The following is a 19728-nucleotide window of genomic DNA, read 5'->3' as shown; positions in this document are numbered from 1 at the left end:
GTCCTTAGAATCCGAAAGAGGATTTCTGCTGCAGTTTCTGGATCTTCTTCTGACCGTTCCACACTTCCATATTGGATTCCATGTCGATTAGTTTCAGGTCTACCTGATAGAAGGTCACACGTTCTTTGCCAACCTGGTCCACCAGCGAGTTGATGGTGCCGGACAGGGCGAAATCAGCGGCTTTTTCCTGGCCCTGAGCCTTGGCGTTCTTGGCATTCAGTTCCTGATCGCGACGCTCATCACGTACCGCATCACGCTCATCGCCACCGGCAACGAAACCGGCACGGCCGGAACGGATGATGGAGCGCTTGATGTCGTTGATGAAGGTATCGACGGCAATGTGCTCGTGCGACTTGTTGCTGATGCGCGAGATGATCACGGTCGGACGACGGTTATTGTCCATCTCGAAGTCACGCGCCCATGGGAAAGACAGCATGTCGGTGATCATTTCGTTGGCCACCAGTTCGGAGTCTTTGGCATTCCAGCGATCAGACAGCGCCACTTCTTCGTTAGCCGCCAGACGGGTTACTTTGGTTGAGCAACCGGCAGACAGCAGCACAGAGGCACCCAGCAGAGTGCAGGCAGTCAGTTTGGTGATATTTGTCAGCATGGTGTCCTTCCTTATCAGACAATGAATATGAGTTATTCAGATACTTTAATCAGTTGTTTTACTTCGCTTTCTTTGGCCGCACCGGCCAGAGGAGGCAATGTACGTACGCGCCACAGATGGATGTCTCCGGCTTTCAGATTCACCTGTTCCTGTGCGCTCTGACGCTGGCCCGCGTTCAGCGTGGAGTCCAGCGCCAGTGTATGTTCACCCGGCTCAACAACAACCCGGCGAATGCGGATATCGCTTGGCAACAAAAGCCAGTTACGGGTTTCTGCGGCATCGGTCAGTTGTGCCGTCAGTTTACCGGCCATCGACAGAATACTGCCCAGCGAGCCACTGCCACCAGCTGAAGCAACCGATTGTGCGGTTAAGGCTTTCAATGATGAACGCGCCAGCGCCAGCTGAATATCGGTAGATGAGTTAACCATCTGTTCCTGCACCGCCATCAATGCCGGGTTGGAGGATTTCAGCATCAGGCTGCGCTCGCCATCAACGCTCAGGGTACTCTCACCCAGCGCTTTAACCGGTGAATAGTAGGGCACGGTAATGCGCATAGAATCGCCGATGGCACTCAGCAGACCCATATCCTGCGCGGTATTCCACAGCGGACCAATAGGCACGGTCTTGGTAAAGCTGTTAAACCAGTATCCGACTTCGGCGGCATCGAGGTAGTTCGCCACGGCATCGAAAATATCTTTATCGGCGTACAGCACATAGAACCAGGCCAGCTGGGCTTTGTCGTTACCAAAGAAATACGGACGGATTTCCAGCGCCTGCAGGGCCGGATTCACCGACAGCTCCAGACTCATTTCTTTACGCTGTGGCGCCAGACCTTTGTGCTCCAGCACGATGATCTGGGCCTTGTCGGCACTCCAGTTTTTCAGCTCGGCCTGACGCGCTTTGCTCAGTTTTTTCTTTGCCAGTGCGCGCCATTCAGTGTTGTAACCTCCGGCCTTCTGCATCATGCGGATGGTGTCGAACCAGGCCTGCGCAGTCATTTCTGAGTCCAGACGGAACTGCTTGCTGAAGCCATCTTCATAGCTTTTCGCGGCTTTCTGGTAACTGATGCGGGCGTCATCGTACTCGCCGTTCATTTCAAAACTGATACCGGTGAGGTAATGCGCCATGGCGTCATCGCGGTATTGCAGTTTATCCATATCCACCAGATTGCCCTGCAGCTTCTCAAAAATTTTCAGCAGTTTGGTGAAGGTTTGCTGATCTTTATCGTTCTGCTCGGCGTAGGTGCCTTTACGCGAGTTCAGATCGTTAAGGCGGATAATCAGGCGGCGGGACTCAATACGCGCACCTTCCAGTGCGTCGTAATAACCATTGCGGTCGGTCGCCAGCTGCGCCAGACCAAAATAGTTCAGTGCCTTGTAATAGTTAATAAAGACTTTCTCGAAATCGGCACCACCGTAAGGGCCCTGACGCGGGTTTGACATCAGCGTCACCACGGAACCGGTAATGCTGGTTGTTTCCAGGTCTTCGGCGATGCGCTCCGCTTTATCGAGCAGCACATTACTGGCAGTAAAATCGCCTTCCAGATGTTTAACCACCGCCAGCTCCATATGATAAAGCAGGCGGTCATTACCGCTTGGGTTCAGGGCTTTCTGAAATTTGGCTTCGGAGGAGGCGTAATCGCCTTTTTGTACATCCTGAATAGCACCGGTCACTCCGGCACCATAGGTTGCACAACCAGCCAGCAAAATCACTGGCAGCAACGCAGAAATTGAACGAAGGGTTTTACCCGGTTTCACAGCAGCTCCTTGCTTAATAAGTTGCTCGTTAATTAGCTTGAGGAGCGACAGTCTAAAACGCCTGTCCTGAAAGCCCAAGCCCGAAAACGACACCATGCTCAAAAACAGCCCCGGCATCCGGACGGTGCGGAAACATTGCCGCCATAAAAGCAGGGCCGGCAAGCATAAAGCGTGAATCTGAACGAATGATGAAAACCAGAGAATAATAAGAAAAGCGGGAAGATAAAACGAATCCGGCCGTCTGACACATCCTTGCGTCAGACAGCCGGCAGCGGGTGCTGTTAATAATGTCAGTCTACTGGCTCTTTACTGATGACTCAACCAATAAAAAGGTCACTTTTTGTCAGCGTCAGGATCAGCCTTTGTGTTAACAGCGGAGGGCGAGAGGCCGAGAATTTTCAGCGGTTGCTCACCGTCGTCCAGAATCGGTTTGCCATCGGGCGTTACCCGTGTCACCAGTTCCTGCGCCTGCTGATCTTCCTGCGCCTGCTCGGTGGTGGTCTGGCTGAAACCGCAGCTGATGCACTCGCGCACTTCTTCGCCGTCATCGTTGCTGTACATAACGGTCTTGTCCATTTCGCTGCACTTGGGGCAAACAGCGCCGGCGATAAAGCGGCGCGGACGTTTGGGCTTGTACTCAGACATCAGGCAACTTCCTCCACCACAATGCCGCTGTGGCGCAGCAAAGGCTCAACCGACGGCTTACGGCCACGGAAGTTTTCAAACAGAACCGCTGCTTCACGCGAGCCGCCCTGACTGAGAATTTCCTGCAGGAAACTTTCGCCGGTTGCACGGTTGAAAATGCCTTCTTCTTCAAAGCGCGAATAAGCATCGGCACTCAGTACTTCGGCCCATTTGTAGGAGTAATAACCGGCCGCATAACCACCGGCAAAAATATGGCTGAAGCTGTGCTGGAAACGGTTAAAGCCGGCAATCGGCACCACCGCTACCTGAGCACGTACTTCGTTCAGCAGCTGCTGCACATCCACCGGCTGCTCACGGAATTCGTGGTGCAGGCGGAAATCGAACAGGGCAAATTCCTGCTGACGCATGGTCATCATCGCGCTCTGGAAATGTTTGGCGGCGAGCAGTTTATCCAGCAGTTCCTGTGGCAGCGGCTCGCCCGTTTGGTAGTGACCAGAAATAAAAGCCAGCGCCTCCGGCTCGTAACACCAGTTTTCCAGGAACTGACTCGGCAGTTCGACGGCATCCCAGGCCACGCCATTAATGCCACTCACCGCCGCCACATCAATCTGCGTCAGCATATGGTGCAGACCGTGACCAAATTCATGGAACAGCGTGGTCAGCTCGTCGTGGGTCAGCAGTGCCGGTTTATCACCCACCGGTGGAGTAAAGTTACACACCAGATAAGCCACCGGCAGCTGGATGCTGCCATCGGCGTTACGGCGACGGATACGGCAATCGTCCATCCACGCGCCGCCGCGTTTTTTCGCCCGTGCGTATAAATCCAGATAGAAGGCCGCAATCTGTTCGCCGTCTTTTAATACGTGGAAAAAGCGTGCATCCGGATGATAGCTGTCGAAGGTTTTCTGCTCTTCAAAGCTCAGGCCATACAGACGCGAAACTACTTCGAACATGCCGTTAATCACGGTGTCGACCGGCAGGTACGGGCGGATATCTTCCTGCGAAATGGCGTAACGTGCCTGACGTAATTTTTCGCTGTAAAAGCTCACATCCCACGGCTGTAAATCAGCGCAGCCCTGTTCGGCGGCAAAGGCTTTCAGCTCGGCAAATTCGCGCTCCGCCTGGGGTTTGGCTTTGGCCGCCAGATCGCTTAAAAACTCCAGCACTTCATCCGGTGAGCCGGCCATTTTGGTTTCGACCGAATAATGGGCGTACGACTCAAAACCCAGCAGTTTGGCCAGCTCATAACGCAGGGTCAGAATTTCATTCATCAGCTGGCTGTTATCAAACTTGCCGGCATCCGGGCCCTGATCGGAGGCGCGGGTAACATAGGCGGTGTACATTTCTTCGCGCAGGCTGCGGTTTTCACCGTAGGTCAGCACCGGCATATAGGACGGGAAATCCAGCGTTAAACGATAACCTTCCTGCTCATGCGCTTTAGCCTGTTGCGCCAGCAGGTCGAGAGCGCTGTCGGGCAGACCAGCCAGCTCGGACTTATCGCTGATCAGTTTGCTCCAGTGATTGGTGGCATCCAGCACGTTCTCGCCGAATTTAGAGGTCAGCTCAGATAAACGCTGACGGATTTCGCCATAGCGGGCTTTCTTATCGTCCGGCAGATCGACACCGGCCAGATGGAAATCGCGCAGTGCATGTTCCACCGCTGTTTTCTGTGCGGTGCTCAGGCTGTCGAACTGCGCCGAGGCGCGCAGCTTTTTATAGGCGTCGCACAGCGCTTTGTTCTGCCCCATTTCGGTACTGTACTGGCTCAGCAGCGGCAGGCAGGCGTTATAGGCATCGCGCAGTTCATCGCTGTTAAGCACACCGTTTAAATGACCGACCGGCGACCAGGCCTGGCTCAGTTCATCGTCCCAGGCTTCCATCGGCGCAATAAAGTTTTCCCAGGTCGGCTCGCTGACCGTGGCCAGCAACTCGCGGATACGCTCGCGGTTCTGGTTCAACCTTTGTTCGATAGCAGGTTTGATATGTTCTGGTTTAATAGCCGAAAACGGCGGCAGGCGATGGTTTACTGACAGCGGATTTGTCGCCGCTGCCGCAGCCGTTGCGCTGGTAGATGAAGAAGTGGTCATAGATGCTTCGCTTCCGGAAAAGGGGCGTAGGTGAAGGTGCCTGACGGGCAACCCTTGCTCAATGCCTTATAAATTGGGTCAAATGGCCTTAATTCAAGATCATAGCGCGGGAACAGAACACAATGTCAGACGTAAGAAGCTATCAGGGCCATAGCCCGAAACTGGGCGAACGCGTATTCGTAGACCGCAGTGCGGTAATTATCGGCGATGTGGAAATGGGCGACGACTGCTCGGTCTGGCCGTTAGCGGTTATCCGCGGCGATATGCACCATATCCGTATCGGCGCGCGCACCAGCGTACAGGATGGCAGCGTACTGCATATTACCCACGCCTCCGACTACAACCCCGGCGGCTACCCGCTGATTATCGGCGACGACGTTACCATCGGCCATCAGGCCATGCTGCACGGCTGCACCATCGGCAACCGCGTATTAATCGGCATGAAATCCATGATCATGGACGGCGCCATCGTCGAAGACGAAGTGATCGTCGCCGCCGGCGCCGTAGTGACACCGGGCAAACGTCTGGAAAGCGGTTATTTATACGTTGGCAACCCGGCCAAACAGGCACGGCCGATTACCGAAAAAGAACGCAGCTTTTTTACCTATGGTGCGGGGAATTATGTGCGGCTGAAGGATAAGCATCTGGCGGAGGGGTATGATCTTCCGATTAACAGCACTACTCAGGAAAAATAGCGAATGAAAAGAAATTCATGGATGAATACTGCCGGATTAATGCTGCTTGCCGCATCCTGTTCGACCGAAGCGAAAGTACTCTGCTGGCAATCACATCTGACGGCTCAACTGCAGAACTATGAAATTTACCGCACCGAACAGGCAGATCAGGATGGCTTCTGTTATCCGGGAGAACAGATGTACCTGATTCACTCCGGCAATCCGTCTCTGCGCTTGCCAATGCAAGGCCATACCGTTACGGCTATTCAGGAATTTTATCTTGCAGACAAACAGCTGCTACAAATCACCTTAGTGACCGGCGCAAATACAACCACCGCACATTTTTTTGAAATTTCAGATAAATCTTTAACTCCGGCTGCAGGTGGTGTTATCAGCGTCAGCAAAGGCATTATCTGGACAAGCCGGGATGATCAGGGAAGCCTGATCACAGAAGCCAAAAGCACAACTTTACTGGATAGCTGCCAGATACTTGTGCACGAAAAATATACCTATACGAATGATGGTTTTGTGCTAACAAAGCAGTGGGAAGATAAGGCAGAAAACTGTAGCTCAGGCTTGTCTTATCAGAATTAAAATGTGTTTCCTTCTGTAAGGCTTGGCATTTAAGCCAGAAGATATTCAAGCCTCTTCTGAACACCCTATTTATCCACCAGCTGGTTATAGCCATCTTCTGAACATTCTGTCGAGCGGCAAAACAACCCTTGCGCGGCCAGACCACGAACCTGTCTGATGGCTCCTGTCTCAGGACTCATACCTGCCACTTATTAACACCCCTCACCCCACAGAAGACAGCATCGCGCCCAGAGGTTACAATCGGTGCGTTTTTTCATTAGCCACAAGAAGCAATTCCTATGGGCCGCGCGTACCAGAACCGTAAAGAATCGATGGCCAAAACGGCCGCAGCAAAAACCAAAGTGTATTCCCGTTATGGCCGCGAGATTTATATGTGCGCCAAAAACGGTGGTGTTGACCCGTCTGCCAACCTGTCGTTGCGCGGACTGATTGATAAAGCCAAGAAAGATCAGGTGCCAAGCCACGTGATCGAGAAGGCCATCGACAAAGCCAAAGGCGGCGCCGGTGAAGACTTCCAGCCTGCATTGTACGAAGGCATCGGCCCCGGCGGCTGCATGGTGCTGATCAGCGCCCTGACCGATAACGGCAACCGTACCTTCGGTGATATCCGTGGCATCTTCTCCAAGTGCAAAGCCAAGCTGGGCAGCCAGGGTTCGGTGTCGCATATGTTCGATCACCGCGCGATGTTTGTGTTTGCCGGTGACGACGAAGAAGCCGCACTGGAAGCCCTGATGATGGCCGATGTGGATGTCTCCGATATCGACTGCGAAGACGGCATGATCACCGTGCTGGTACCGCCAACCGATTACTTCAAAGCGAAAACCGCGCTGACCGAGATGAACCCGGAAATCGATTTCGAAGTGGAGGAGATTACTTATCTGCCACAGACCGAGCATCCGGTATCCGGCGATGACATCGCTCAGTTCGAGCGTTTCGCTGGTCTGCTGAACGATCTGGAAGATGTTGCGCACATCTACCATAACGGTGTGTTTGAAGGCTGATTCTGGCTTTTAACAACACTGAAAAAAACGCCGCTGCGGGAAACCACAGCGGCGTTTTTTATGACTGAGACTTAATCTGCCATGTTCACCTCACGGCTCAATTTCACGCAGCTGTAACATCCGCCCACCATCCTCTGCGCCAATAAAATGAATTAACTTTAAGCGGAGATACTATGAACCCGAAGTTTCTGGCTGTTGCGGTAAGCACGGCTCTGCTGGCCGCCTGTGGTGGCGATGACAATAAAAACAGTAATAAAAGCCCACTGGCTGAGCTGGGTATTCAGTGCACCAGCGTAGAAAAAGCCGCTGCGTCCAGCGCAACCGGGACTCTGCAACTGACGCTGATCGACAGCTATGAATCTGGTAATGACTTTGCCACCAGCTCGGCAGAAATTGTCAGCTATGACAGCTGTTCTGATCAGCTTTATGTGGTGAACGCCAAAGACGCCACCATCGATGTTTTATCACTGGCGCAAACCAACAGCGCACCGACGAAAAAAGGCAGTATCAATCTGGCCTCTGCAGCCACTGCCGCCGGTATTGAAATTGGTGCAGCCAACAGCGTCTCAGCCAAAAATGGTTTAGTTGCCGTCGCCATTGAAGCCAAAGTAAAACAGGATGCCGGTCTGATTGCGCTGTACCGCTCTGACGATCTGAGCCTGCTGGCAACTTACCCTGCCGGCAGCCTGCCGGATATGGTCACCCTGTCAGCCGATGGCCGTTATATTCTGAGCGCCAACGAAGGCGAACCAAGCGGTGATTATAAAAATGATCCGCAAGGGTCGGTCACCATTGTCGATTTAAATAAAGGCTTCAGCGCCGATAAAGCCGTGGTACAGCAAGTGCTGTTTGCCGATTTTAATAACGGTGGCAGCCGGGCGGCTGAATTACCCGCCGGCGTGCGTATTTCCGGCCCGGCCGGTACCAGCGTGGCACAGGATCTGGAACCGGAATATCTGACCCTGAACAGCGACGGCAGCAAAGCCTGGGTTGCGCTGCAGGAAAATAACGCCATGGCCATTATCGATGTGGCCAACGCCCGCGTAGACAGCATTAAAGCGCTGGGAGAAAAGTCGTGGAATACAGAATCCAGAAATCAACTGGACCCTTCCAATAAAGACGGTATGGCAGGTCAGTTTGCCAGCTACGAGCAACTGGCTGGTCTGTATATGCCGGACACCATTGCCAGCTTTGAACTGAATAACGAAACCTATATTGTTTCTGCCAACGAAGGCGACGGACGCGAGTATATTTACGAAACCACACAGCAGGCTTGTGATGCGGCCAATCACAGCTGGGATGGCAAAGATTATTCCGTTGATGGCAAAGACGAAGACGCGCAGAAATACGCCAACGAAAGCGACGACTGTATTTCTCATATCGACGAAACCCGTGGCGGCGACCTGTTTGATATCGTCGCTGACGCCCATCCGTTAAAAGCTGCGCTTGATGATAACGACCAGCTGAAGCGTCTTAAATTGATTAACGACCGTGAGAGTATCGGCGCAGGTGACACTCTGTACGCTTACGGCGCGCGTTCGTTTTCCATCTGGAACAGCAATGCGGAACTGGTATTCGACAGTGGCGACGATATTGCCAAGCATGTGTTTGCCGTTGAGCCGGATAATTTTAATGCCGACAACGAAGTGAATTTAACCGCAGAAACCGCCGACAACCGCAGCGATGACAAAGGCACCGAGCCGGAAGCCATCGAAGTGGCCAGCATTAACGGCCGTATTTTTGCGTTCGTTGGCCTCGAGCGTCAGGGCGGCATCATGGTGTACGACATCAGCAACCCGCAGGCACCGGTATTCCAGAGCTATCTGAATAACCGTGATTTTACTGCACCGGTCTGTACCGAAGTTAATGGCGATGGTGAATGCGATAACGATACCTACAACAGCGCGGCCGGCGATTTAGGCCCTGAGTCTATCGACTACTTCAGCCGTGCCGGTAAGCATTTTATTGCCGTGGGTAATGAAGTGAGTGGAACAACCAGTGTGTATCAGCTGAATTTCAGCAGCGCTGCACTGTAACGGCTGCATTGATAAAAAACCGCGCTCCGGCGCGGTTTTTTATATCTCTTATGTCTCTGCGCCAAGCTTACTGCCGCATAAAATCTTCCAGCCCGCGACCGGTTGCTTTGTGAATATTGCGGAACAGATACCAGATAGCCAGGGCCAGAATAATCATACTCGGCACCACAATCACCGGATAGCTCATCGCCGTCATTGCACCCAGCTGTTCGTTATATTCTTCGGTGCCTGGCATGGCGGTTACCATATAGCGCGCCAGGCCATAGTTAAGCGCTGATGACAGAAAAAATGAGGCGGCGATAATTTTATTAGCCATCGTCAGGTGACGCTGAAAATTCTCTTCCTCACCGTGTTCGGCAATTGCCTGTTGCAGTTTTTCTGTATCGATGACTTCGTCATTCAGAATAATCATGCGCAATAACGAGTAACGGGTATTCAGGGTCAGCAATACCGCAATGCCAATCAGACCCGGAATTAATGCTTCTTTTACCGCAAGGTATTCCGGCGGCAACTGCAGCAAACTGATACCACCGGTCAGTAATACACTGACGATACCCAGTATCGAAAAGGCGTTCACTTTACCGGCGGTTTTCAGATCCCACAGACCAAAAGCCAGCGGGAATGCCAGCGCCACGATAACTCCCAGTGTCGGGCCAAGCATATCGTCACCACTGGCTTTGGTGAGAATCAGTGTTGGGATAACGATATTGAACAGCAGATTACTGAAAAAATTATGATTCTTCTTGCTGCTTGAGGTGGTGGTCATTAAAGGTTTCCATAAAAAATCAGGCGGATCAGAAATGCCGTCAGCGCGCATTAACGGCGCTGACGGCGCTCACCACGCAGTACTGTAATCACCGTTGCGGTTTCCGGACGAACATCACGCCACAGAGCAAAAGCTTCGGCCGCCTGTTCTACCAGCATGCCTAAACCATCAATCACTTTGCCCACGCCATTATCCAGCGCCCACTGGTTAAACACCGTGGTTTGCGTGCTGTACATCATGTCGTAGCAAACGGTTTCTGCCGTTAATACCGCCGGAGACAATGGTGGTAAATCGCCGCTCAGACTGGCCGATGTACCGTTAATGATGACATCGAAGCTGCCATTCAGTGCATCAAATGCTGCCGCTTTAATATTGCCTAAATCAGCAAAGTCCGCAGCCAGCGTTTGCGCTTTACTCAGGGTGCGGTTGGCAATAATCAGCTCCGCCGGCTGCTGTTCCAGAATGGGCTGCAGCACACCACGCACCGCACCACCGGCACCCAGCAACAAAATACGTTTGCCGGTTAATGTCACACCATGATTCACCGTCAGATCGCGCACCAGACCCACACCATCGGTGTTATCGGCCAGAATGCTGCCATCGGACATTTTTTTCAGGGTATTCACCGCCTGCGCGCGCTGTGCCCGCGGGGTAAATTCATCGGCGTAACGCCAGGCGTTTTCTTTAAACGGCACGGTCACGTTGACACCACAGCCCCCGTGTTTAAAGAATTTATCCAGTGCCAGCTCGAAGCTGTCGAGCGGTACCAGTTGCGCGGTATACAGCAGATCCTGACGGGTCTGCGCGGCAAATGCAGAATGAATCTGCGGCGACTTACTGTGGCCAATGGGATTGCCCACAACGGCATAAAGATCAGTCATAACTACAGCCTCACACCCATTCTTTATGGGGCAGGAAATCAGTATAAAGTTTCGCTTCGGCAGAGCCCGGTTCCGGCTGCCAGTCGTAGTCCCAGTGCACCACCGGCGGCAGTGACATCAGAATCGACTCGGTACGGCCACCGGTCTGCAGACCAAAGATCGTGCCGCGGTCAAACACCAGATTAAATTCCACATAGCGGCCACGGCGGTAACACTGGAATTTACGCTCGCGCTCGCCATAAGGCGTGTCTTTGCGCTTCGCTACAATGGGTACATAAGCATCGATATAGCCGTTACCCACCGCCTGCATAAAAGCGAAGGATTTTTCAAAATTCAGTTCGCCGTCCCACTCATTCAGGTCGTCGAAAAACAGGCCGCCGACACCACGGCTTTCGTCACGGTGTTTAAGGTAGAAATAGTCGTCGCACCATTTTTTGTATTTGGCGAATACTTCCTCACCAAAAGGTGCACACAGATCTTTACCGGTCTGATGCCAGTGCACCACGTCTTCTTCGTAGGGGTAAAACGGCGTCAGGTCGAAGCCACCACCAAACCACCAAACCGGCTCTTCGCCTTCTTTTTCGGCGACAAATAAACGTACGTTGGCATGGGAAGTCGGCACATAAGGATTGTGCGGATGAATCACCAGCGACACACCCAGCGCCTGAAAGCTGCGTCCGGCCAGTTCCGGACGATTAGCCGTTGCCGACGCCGGTAAGCGAGCGCCACGCACATGGGAAAAATTTACGCCGCCCTTTTCAATCACAGCACCATCGGCGATCACGCGGGTACGGCCACCACCGGTTAATGCCAGATCACCTTCAGCCGCCGGGCGCTCCCAAGAGTCTTCCTGAAATTGCGCCTTACCGTCCTGTGCTTCCAGTGCACTGCAAATACGGTCCTGCAGATCCAGCAGAAACGCTTTAACCGCTGCCACATCGCAGCCCGAATGAGCCTGGCTCATAAATATTCTCCTCTGAGGCCTTCAGGGCCTGTTAACGCAAACGCTGACCTGTCAGCGTGCGGATTTCCGACGGCTGAGCACGGCCACCCAGTGCTCCCGGCAAAACATAATCCAAACGGTCGGTAAAATATTGCCGCACCCGCAATGCTGAACGTGCCGGTTCGCGCCCCGCCGGATTGGCCGAGGTCGAGACCAGCGGGCCAACTTCATCACAGAGTGCACGCACCAGCGGATGATCGGTAACACGTACCGCCAGCGATTCATGGCGACCACGTAATAATGGTGATACCTCTCGGCGGCAGGGTAACACCCAGGTTACCGGGCCCGGCCAGGTGGCATTAACGGTTGCCAGATCGCTGTCACTCAGCGGCAACAACAACTCATCCAGCTGTTGCAATGAGGATGCCACCAGCACTAATCCTTTGTGCGCCGGACGACTCTTAAGTTCAAGAATACGGCTGATGGCCGCCTCGTTGCGCGGATCGCAACCCAGGCCCCAAACCGCCTCGGTCGGATAGGCCAGCACACCGCCGGAGCGGATGCTGTGAGCAGCCAGTTCAAGATGCCATTTATTCACGGACGAAAACCCGCAGATGAAGGGAAAGGCGGCACCCTACAACAAGGTGCCGGGAGCGGCAAGTAGAGGCCCGGCTGACGCTGTTTCGTCATCATTGCTGTATTAGGACAATTCAGGCCTAAGACTTAAGAATGATTATCGTAAGACAAGATTGAACCTGTAATTTCAGGTCAGTAGCCTCGCCGACTTTTCAGGGACGATGCATGCCTGTTTTCAGGCCTGCTTCAACAACTCAGGGGCAACCGATGAACGTCTGGTTCAGAGTTTTCTATATTGTGCTGGCACTGCTGCCAGCCATGCTTCACGCACACACTTCCGCAACGTCTGACGATATAACCCGCGGACTGGCCTGGCTCAGCAGCCAGCAGCAGGCGGACGGATCCTTCCGCAGCAATACCATGGCAGCCACCGACTGGCAGGCCAGTACCGAGGCTCTGCAGGCATTTGCCAGTGCCGGGCAGCTGGATCATCTCAATACCCAGACGCTCGCAACCTATCTGGCTGGTCTCAATGCACATGAGACCGAATTGCTGAGCCGGCGCATCAGCGCCAACCTGCGCCTCGGCCAGCCATTCGCCGACGACCTGGCCACACTGGCGCTGCGGCAGAACAGTGATGGCGGCTTTGGTGACGAAAACGGCTTCGACAGCTCAGTCTACGACACCTTGTTTGCTCTGCAGGTACTGGCCAATGCCGGTAACCGGGCCTCACCGGCAACCTCGGCAGCTATCGGTTTCCTGCTCTCCCAGCAGCGCAGTGACGGCAGCTTTGCCCTCGATAGCGACACCGCCTCCTCCGCTTATATCACCGCCCTGACTCTGCGCGCTGTTACCCCTTATCTCTATGTGTACAACGTCGGTGAATCTCTGAATAAAGGTCAGGAATACCTGTACAGCCTGAGCGCCGCCAACGGCAGCTGGCAGAGTGACTGGCAAGCGGCGCTGTTCCTGCTCGCGGTTGTCCCTCTGACCACCGATGTTACCCGCTACGCCAACACCCTTAGCTGGCTGAAACTGCAGCAGCAGGGCAATGGCTCCTGGCAGGATGATGCCTTTACCACCGCGCTGGCCGTACAGGCGCTGTATCTGAGTGCCAATATCAGCCTGCCAACCGCACCGGATAAGGCCACGGTTCGCGGTCGTACGGTCGATGCCGGCAGCGCACAGCCGCTGGCTAATGTACGTATTACCACCTCGCCGCTCAGTGCTACCGATCTGTTATCCGATGCGCAAGGCAGCTTTGTACTTAACGGTCTGGAAGAAGGCAGCTACCGCCTGACCTACGAAGCCGATGGTTATCTGACTGCCTCGCAGACGCTGAACGTTAAAGCCGGGCAGCTGATTGATCTGGGCGATATCCGCCTGAATCTGGCGCCGACCACCAGTCTGGTGCGTGGTGTGGTCAGCGATGCCAATACCGGTCTGCCGGTCGCTCAGGCTCTGGTGCAGGTCACTCTGGCTGGCACCACAACCGATACCCTGACCGCGGTCGATGGTTCCTATCAGCTCAGCTCAGGTGCAGGCAGTGCCAGCCTGATGATCAGCGCCAGCGGTTACCATGGCGTCAGCGCCAGTGCCAATCTGGTGGCCGGCAGCGCAGCAGAGTTTTCTGTGCAGCTGCAGCCGGATTCAGAACCCACCGTGCCGCTGCAACTGTCTGGCCGGGTGCTGGATGCCACGACCGGACAACCGCTGGCCGATGTACAGGCCGAGCAGCTGAGTAATGCCTCGGCGGTGCTGTCCGGCAGCGATGGCCGCTTTACCATCCCGTCACCGCTGGCAGGTGAGCAGCAGATTATGCTGTCGCGCCCGGGTTATGACAGCGTGCTGCTCAGTGTCGTCGTACCGGCCACCGGCCGCGCCGCACTGGGAGATATTCTGCTGACCGCCAGCGAGCCGGTGAGCACAACCCGTATTACCGGCCGCATTACCGATGCCGACAGCGGGGCCGCAATTGAAGGTGCTCAGGTCAGCGTATTTGGCAGCAGCACGACCTCCGACAGTAACGGCTTCTATCAGCTCGACGGCATTACCAGTCTGGAGTTTGTGATCGGAGCCAACGCCACCGGTTACGTCTTTGGTTCTGCGCCGGTCAGCCTCAGCCAGCCGCGTGCCCTGACCATGGATATTGCCCTGATGCCAGCCAACGCCGGTGGCATTCAGGTCAGCCAGGTCACCACCGGCCAGCCAGCCTATGGCGCCTATCAGCGGGTTGCACTGAGCACCACACTGACCAACCTCACGGTACGTGAGCGCCGCCTGCTGCTGTATGTGCTGATCACCGACAACAACAACCAGATTCTTGACCGTTTCCCGGGGGCCGATCTGCCGGCGTTACCGGATACCGATAACGCCGAAGCCTGGGAACACTACAAACAGCATCTGAGTGACGCTACTGAGGTGCTGGCACCGAATGAAAGCCGCCATGTTGAACTGGCCATGGGCTGGAACAGCGGCCGTCAGGCTCCCGGGCAATACCGGGTGACCATTCAGGCTCTGGACGCCGGCACCAGCCAGGTGCTGGCTGAAGCGGCAGCGCCTCTGCTGATCGAGCCGACACAGGCGCTGCCATCTCTGACAGCAGAAATTACTCCGGCCTTTGCCCTGCTCGACAGCAACGCCGATCTGACGCTGGGGGCATTACTGCGTAATGCTTCCAACGTGCCGGTCGACGCCAGCCTCAGCTGGACCCTGGCCGACCCGGACAAGCAGATCCTGAGCAGTGGTCGTCAGGATCTGCAAATCACGCCGGAGCAGACCAATCTGCAGCTGACGCTGGAAAACCTGCAGCAACAGATCAGCCGCAGTGGTAATTACCCGCTGACCCTGACTCTCGACACGGCTGCCACTCAGGGAACCCCTGAGGCCGCACAGCTGTTCGTGCCGCCAACGGTACGCCTGCAGGTGGAGCAGGACCTCACCCCGCAACAACTGATTCCGGGCGCCGAGCGCCGCTCACAGGTACGCATTCTGATCAAAGGAGTTGATGGCGAATGATTTTTCCGGCCCATTTTAAAATCTGGTGCCTGGCTCTGCTGAGCCTGTGCGCCGTGCTGCTGAGTCCTGCCAGTCAGGCCTCCCATGCCCGCTATGGTCATATCAGCTGGGAGCCTCGTCCCGAGATCAGTGAAACAACTGTGGATTTCCGCATTGTGGTGGCCTTCCGCCGCAGCTATTTCGGCAACCTGCAGCTGGGCAGTGTCTTCCGTCCGGCAGGTATCAGCTTCGGCGATGGTAAATCCGCTAACTATGAGTTTGAGGTCATCGCCCTTAACACTCAGGAAGACTGGGTTATCGGTCAGGCCCGTCAGGCCGGACTGGAGTCCGGTACCGTGCGCCACGAATATCCGTCACAGGTGCGCAGCAATGGCGAGCCCTGGGTGGCATCGTTATCGGTCTGTTGCCGCATCGGCTCGCTGCGTAACTCTGCCAACAGTAATTACCGGGTGCATACCAATGTTGATCTGAGCAGCGGCAACCGCTCTCCGGTCAGCAGCCTGCCACCGATTGTCAGCTGCGCCCGTGGTGACTGCAGTTTCTCTGTCCCTGCCGTTGATAAAGACAATGACCATCTGCGCTGGAGCCTGACGCCACTTGGCCAGTCAGGTATCTCACGCAATCCCACCGGTTTAACGCTGGATACCAGCACCGGTTATGTCGACTGGAGTGCCGGCAGCCAGAACGAACCTCTCGGACTCTATGCCCTGTCGGTCACCATCGAAGATCTGGATGAGTTTGATCAGCCGCGCAGCGCCGTGGTGGTCGATTTTATTATCAACCTGCGCGACTTCGTCGATAACCAGCCACCGGTATTTGATCAGCCACCATCACCGGCAACCGGCGATATTATCAATGCCATTGTTGGCCAGACGCTGACCCTGGATATTCAGGCGAGCGACAGCGACCTCAACGACGAAGTGTTCGTCAACAACCTCGGCCTGCCTGCCGGTGCCAGCGTCAGCAGCCTGACTCAGGGCAACCCGAGCGCGGTGCGTTTCAGCTGGACTCCGTCCATGGCCGACCTCGGTGACAAACTGCTGACCTTTACCGCCACCGACCAGAAGGCTGCCAGTGCGCTGCCGCTGTCGCTGGTGATCCGGGTTATTCAGCCAATGATCAGTGATGTGCGGGTTATCGACCGCATTGCCGCCACCGATATTGATATCGAACAGAGCACCTTCAGTGAAACCCCGGCCGACGTTCGCCTCGGTACTCCGGTGTCGGAAGTGGAGTGGCACTACCCGACCTTTGATGTCGGCCAGATTGCCGATATCCGTTTCGACCTGAAGCTGCACAACCTGCAACCCGGCGAAACACGTCTGGTTATCCATGAACTGGAAATGACCTACCGCGATGTGAACGGCAATCTGATCCGTGATGGCCTTGGCTCACGCGCGGTGCAGGTTTCTGAAACCGTTCTGGCGCTGTCGACCAATACCGACCGCATTCAGTACCGGCCGCAGGAACAGGTCATTATCAGCAGTCAGGTCCGCAATCAGGACGAAGGCGATACCAGCAGCGGCTTCCGCCTGCAGATCGTCGATGAACAGGGCGTACTGGTCAGCCAGCTGAACGAACAGACCCTGAGTTTCACCAGTCTGGAAGATAAAACCATCAATGGTTATGACTTCAGCATCGGCAATCTGATTGCCGGTAACTACCGCGTGCGGGCCGAACTGCTGCGCGCCGATGGCCGCGTAACCGCAGTGGCCGAAGCCCCCTTCAGCGTTGTGACTAACAGTGGCGGCGCGCTGAGTCTGGCCACCAGTCTGTATACCGACAAACCGGTTTACGGCCGCTGGGACAGCGTTAACCTCAGCGCCCGTCTGCAGAATACTTCCAGCAATGCGCCGCTGACGACCACCCGCAACGAACTGCTGGTGTATGCGCCGGATGGCACAGAAGTTTTCCGCCAGAGCCGTGATCTGGGCAGCCTCGCACCGTCGTCAATGGAAGACTTCAGCTTCCTGCTGTCCCTGAACGACGCCAGTCAGGGACAGTATCAGGCTGTGTGGAAAACACTGGATGCTGCCAGCGGTCAGGAGCTCAGCCGTTCGCAGGCCGGATTCCGCGTGCAGTCTCTGGCACTGCAGGAACTGCTGGGCAGTGTTCAGGCCGCAGACAGCCGTATCTATCATACCGGCAGCACCCGCTGTGATTTCACGGTACGCAACCGGGCGCCGGAAGCGGCTTTGGGGACTCAGCTGGCTTACAGCCTGATTCAGGCGGACAGCGAAACCCTGCTGCAGCGCACCGAAATCAGCGCCGATATCGGCCGCAATGATGAATTTACCTGGCACACCGACTTCAGCGCCGCAGGACAGGCTTACGGTGGTTATGCCTGTGTGCTGGAAGCCAACATCAACGGCACCTGGCAGGTTCTGGCCAGTGACAGCTTTGAAGTGCTGGCGCCTGAAGTATCCACGGCCCTCAGCAGTGAAGGCCCTGGCCGCGTGCTGGTGCTGACCGATGCTCCGCGTCAGTGTTCTGCTCTTGAGGACATCCGCGTTGGCTTCGACTTCGGCGCCGAACTGAGCACCTCTCAGCAGATTGAAATCCGCCTCTACGGCCCGGATGGCAAGCTGTTGGATACCGAGATCGTCAGTGCGCTGGATACCGAAATCAACCATCGCCACGGCAAGGCCAACACCGATCTCAGTGTGAAAGCTCAGGCCAATGGCCAGTTCGAGGTGCTGGTGCAGTCATCATCCGGACTGGGCAAAGAGTACCGGGTTGAAGTATCGGTTAAACGTAACTGGCTGAGTAAGGTTGAGAAGTCCTGGACTTTCGACTGCAGCTGCGACCGCCCATTAACGCTTAATGAGCTGTACGAAGACGTCAGCCTGCTGGCCTGGCATCCGTGGCACAGCGATGACGATCTGCGTAATGCCGATCCGTTCGGCCCGCTCAACGGCCCGGATGTGAATGAGCAGAACGACTTTATCGAACAACTGCTGCAGGACGCTGGCTGGGAATACACGCTGGTACACAGCGCCGATGACTTTGCCCGCGAGCACCGTCTCGGTGGTTACAGCAGCTACCTGTTGCTGGCCGAGCGCCCGCAACTGCACTGGCAGGTACAGAAAGAGTTGCGCGAAGCGGTCTTCGCCGGTAAAGGCCTGATAGTCGCCGGTGGTTTCGATAAACGTAACCTGTGGCTGGAATCGGCACTGGGTGTGGCGGTGATTGGCCGTCATCCATGGGCGCGGGAATTACAGGTACACAACTCTGACCTGAGCAGCGCCTGGAATGCCCAGCTGCCGCTGGCCGATAAGGTTCAGGGTATCTGGCTGACCGGCGCCGAAACCCTTGCCGAATACGCGCTGGCCGGAGACGACCAGCAGCATAACTGGCGCTGGCTGGATAAAGGCGAGCATAAAGCGCACGACATTTTCGATGTTAAGCGCCGCGCCATCACCGGCTACGACTATGGCAAAGGACGCAGCCTGTTCTTTGGTTTCGACCTGTTGCTGCAGGCCACTCAGGCCGGGGCTGACAGCAGCTATGCCGAACTGATTCTGCAGGCACTGCAACAGATCCAGCCGGATGAACTGCCGGCCCTGGGCTCTGCCGTACTGCCGCTGAACGTACAGTGGCAGAACAACCGCGGTGCCGTCAGCTTAGTCAGCGAACTGCTGCTGCCGGAAGGTGCTGAGCTGCTGGTTCCCAGCATCTTTGCTCAGCAGGATGAACACTGGCTGGCAACTCTGACGCTGGCAGAGCAGCAGACTCTGGCATCACGTCTGTACATCAAACTGGCCGACCGCGACGGTGAGCAGAGCATCGGCCTGCTGACCACCACCGTTGACGGCAATCAGCAACTGCAACAAACGCAGGCCAGCTTTGCGTTCAGCGCCAGCGCCACCCCGGAACTCGCGGCAACCCAGGCACTGCTCGACAGCCTGGCCTGGGACTACTGGTATCGCCTGAACTACCGCCATGCCTGGCTGAAGTTCAAGCTGGCCCGCGAAGCCATCAATAAAGAGCACTGGTATCAGGCGCAGACGCTGTTGCTGCTGGCCGCCGACCTGTTGCTGGTTGGCCATGAAGACGATGTCGCCAGCGCCCGTCAGCAGGTACAGCGTCATATTCAGTTTGTCGGCGAGAAGCTGGCGCAATGATCATGAAACGGAATTC

14 protein-coding genes are annotated in these 19728 nt (G+C 55.5%); 6 read left to right on the top strand and 8 right to left on the bottom strand.

Annotation, left to right across the window (positions count from 1 at the left end; translation table 11 throughout):
- Window positions 1-4: 4 nt before the first annotated feature.
- The 4 genes from MT343_RS00230 to prlC all read right to left on the bottom strand — a co-directional run bounded on the left by MT343_RS00230 (window position 5) and on the right by prlC (window position 5099).
- Entirely contained in the window at window positions 5-610 is a 606-nt protein-coding gene (locus MT343_RS00230; protein ID WP_145467245.1) for a penicillin-binding protein activator LpoB, read from the bottom strand.
- A 32-nt stretch (window positions 611-642) separates the two neighbouring features.
- On the bottom strand, window positions 643-2367 hold the full coding sequence (locus MT343_RS00225) for a hypothetical protein (protein ID WP_145467247.1): 1725 nt from the start codon (window positions 2365-2367) through the stop codon (window positions 643-645).
- Between the two features lie 333 nt (window positions 2368-2700).
- The gene (locus MT343_RS00220; protein WP_145467249.1) at window positions 2701-3012 is read right to left on the bottom strand and encodes a YheV family putative zinc ribbon protein; all 312 of its coding nucleotides are present in this window, start codon (window positions 3010-3012) and stop codon (window positions 2701-2703) included.
- Window positions 3012-5099, bottom strand: coding sequence for an oligopeptidase A (prlC, locus tag MT343_RS00215; RefSeq protein ID WP_145467251.1), 2088 nt, complete (start codon window positions 5097-5099; stop codon window positions 3012-3014). Before prlC ends, MT343_RS00220 begins: the two co-directional genes overlap by 1 nt.
- Window positions 5100-5221: 122 nt before the next feature.
- Here prlC and MT343_RS00210 point away from each other — a divergent pair, with 122 nt between their 5' ends.
- The 4 genes from MT343_RS00210 to MT343_RS00195 all read left to right on the top strand — a co-directional run bounded on the left by MT343_RS00210 (window position 5222) and on the right by MT343_RS00195 (window position 9404).
- Complete coding sequence (locus MT343_RS00210) at window positions 5222-5794, top strand: gamma carbonic anhydrase family protein (protein ID WP_145467253.1); 573 nt, start codon at window positions 5222-5224, stop codon at window positions 5792-5794.
- A gap of 3 nt (window positions 5795-5797) precedes the next feature.
- Window positions 5798-6367, top strand: coding sequence for a hypothetical protein (locus tag MT343_RS00205; RefSeq protein ID WP_186435811.1), 570 nt, complete (start codon window positions 5798-5800; stop codon window positions 6365-6367).
- Between the two features lie 278 nt (window positions 6368-6645).
- Window positions 6646-7368 carry a YebC/PmpR family DNA-binding transcriptional regulator gene (locus MT343_RS00200; RefSeq protein ID WP_145467257.1) on the top strand — a complete coding sequence of 241 codons (723 nt, stop codon included), beginning with the start codon at window positions 6646-6648 and terminating at the stop codon, window positions 7366-7368.
- A 173-nt stretch (window positions 7369-7541) separates the two neighbouring features.
- Window positions 7542-9404 (top strand): choice-of-anchor I family protein, encoded by a 1863-nt coding sequence (locus MT343_RS00195; RefSeq protein ID WP_145467259.1) that lies wholly within the window; start codon window positions 7542-7544, stop codon window positions 9402-9404.
- Between the two features lie 67 nt (window positions 9405-9471).
- Here MT343_RS00195 and MT343_RS00190 read toward each other — a convergent pair whose 3' ends face one another.
- From MT343_RS00190 to MT343_RS00175, 4 genes are read right to left on the bottom strand one after another with little or no spacing between them, the layout of a single operon-like run.
- Window positions 9472-10170, bottom strand: coding sequence for a VC0807 family protein (locus MT343_RS00190; RefSeq protein ID WP_145467261.1), 699 nt, complete (start codon window positions 10168-10170; stop codon window positions 9472-9474).
- Between the two features lie 50 nt (window positions 10171-10220).
- Window positions 10221-11051 (bottom strand): shikimate dehydrogenase, encoded by an 831-nt coding sequence (gene aroE / locus MT343_RS00185; RefSeq protein ID WP_145467263.1) that lies wholly within the window; start codon window positions 11049-11051, stop codon window positions 10221-10223.
- A 10-nt stretch (window positions 11052-11061) separates the two neighbouring features.
- Window positions 11062-12015, bottom strand: a complete 954-nt coding sequence (gene hemF / locus MT343_RS00180; RefSeq protein ID WP_145467265.1) for an oxygen-dependent coproporphyrinogen oxidase — start codon at window positions 12013-12015, stop codon at window positions 11062-11064.
- A 31-nt stretch (window positions 12016-12046) separates the two neighbouring features.
- On the bottom strand, window positions 12047-12592 hold the full coding sequence (locus tag MT343_RS00175; protein ID WP_145467267.1) for an L-threonylcarbamoyladenylate synthase: 546 nt from the start codon (window positions 12590-12592) through the stop codon (window positions 12047-12049).
- Window positions 12593-12837: 245 nt separating this feature from the next.
- On the opposite strand from MT343_RS00175, the gene MT343_RS00170 reads away from it, so the two are divergent.
- Together MT343_RS00170 and MT343_RS00165 are read left to right on the top strand one after the other, a co-directional pair.
- Window positions 12838-15588, top strand: coding sequence for a carboxypeptidase regulatory-like domain-containing protein (locus tag MT343_RS00170; RefSeq protein ID WP_186435812.1), 2751 nt, complete (start codon window positions 12838-12840; stop codon window positions 15586-15588).
- Window positions 15585-19712 carry a hypothetical protein gene (locus tag MT343_RS00165; RefSeq protein ID WP_145467271.1) on the top strand — a complete coding sequence of 1376 codons (4128 nt, stop codon included), beginning with the start codon at window positions 15585-15587 and terminating at the stop codon, window positions 19710-19712. Before MT343_RS00170 ends, MT343_RS00165 begins: the two co-directional genes overlap by 4 nt.
- Window positions 19713-19728 lie beyond the last annotated feature (16 nt).

Origin of the sequence: Venatorbacter sp. C2-1 (assembly GCF_022832715.1) — a bacterium.
In the GTDB taxonomy this organism is placed as follows: Bacteria; Pseudomonadota; Gammaproteobacteria; order Pseudomonadales; family Oceanobacteraceae; genus Venatoribacter; species Venatoribacter alkanivorans.
Note: the sequence above shows the minus strand (reverse complement) of the source record. Positions and strands in the feature narration are given on the sequence as shown.

Excerpts from the sequence above, each read along its gene's own strand:
- MT343_RS00230 (WP_145467245.1), bottom strand. The coding sequence starts at position 610 with ATGCTGACAAATATCACCAAACTGACTGCCTGCACTCTGCTGGGTGCC.
- MT343_RS00220 (WP_145467249.1), bottom strand. The coding sequence starts at position 3,012 with ATGTCTGAGTACAAGCCCAAACGTCCGCGCCGCTTTATCGCCGGCGCT.
- prlC (WP_145467251.1), bottom strand. The coding sequence starts at position 5,099 with ATGACCACTTCTTCATCTACCAGCGCAACGGCTGCGGCAGCGGCGACA.
- MT343_RS00210 (WP_145467253.1), top strand. The coding sequence starts at position 5,222 with ATGTCAGACGTAAGAAGCTATCAGGGCCATAGCCCGAAACTGGGCGAA.
- MT343_RS00205 (WP_186435811.1), top strand. The coding sequence starts at position 5,798 with ATGAAAAGAAATTCATGGATGAATACTGCCGGATTAATGCTGCTTGCC.
- MT343_RS00200 (WP_145467257.1), top strand. The coding sequence starts at position 6,646 with ATGGGCCGCGCGTACCAGAACCGTAAAGAATCGATGGCCAAAACGGCC.
- MT343_RS00195 (WP_145467259.1), top strand. The coding sequence starts at position 7,542 with ATGAACCCGAAGTTTCTGGCTGTTGCGGTAAGCACGGCTCTGCTGGCC.
- MT343_RS00190 (WP_145467261.1), bottom strand. The coding sequence starts at position 10,170 with ATGACCACCACCTCAAGCAGCAAGAAGAATCATAATTTTTTCAGTAAT.
- aroE (WP_145467263.1), bottom strand. The coding sequence starts at position 11,051 with ATGACTGATCTTTATGCCGTTGTGGGCAATCCCATTGGCCACAGTAAG.
- hemF (WP_145467265.1), bottom strand. The coding sequence starts at position 12,015 with ATGAGCCAGGCTCATTCGGGCTGCGATGTGGCAGCGGTTAAAGCGTTT.
- MT343_RS00170 (WP_186435812.1), top strand. The coding sequence starts at position 12,838 with ATGAACGTCTGGTTCAGAGTTTTCTATATTGTGCTGGCACTGCTGCCA.
- MT343_RS00165 (WP_145467271.1), top strand. The coding sequence starts at position 15,585 with ATGATTTTTCCGGCCCATTTTAAAATCTGGTGCCTGGCTCTGCTGAGC.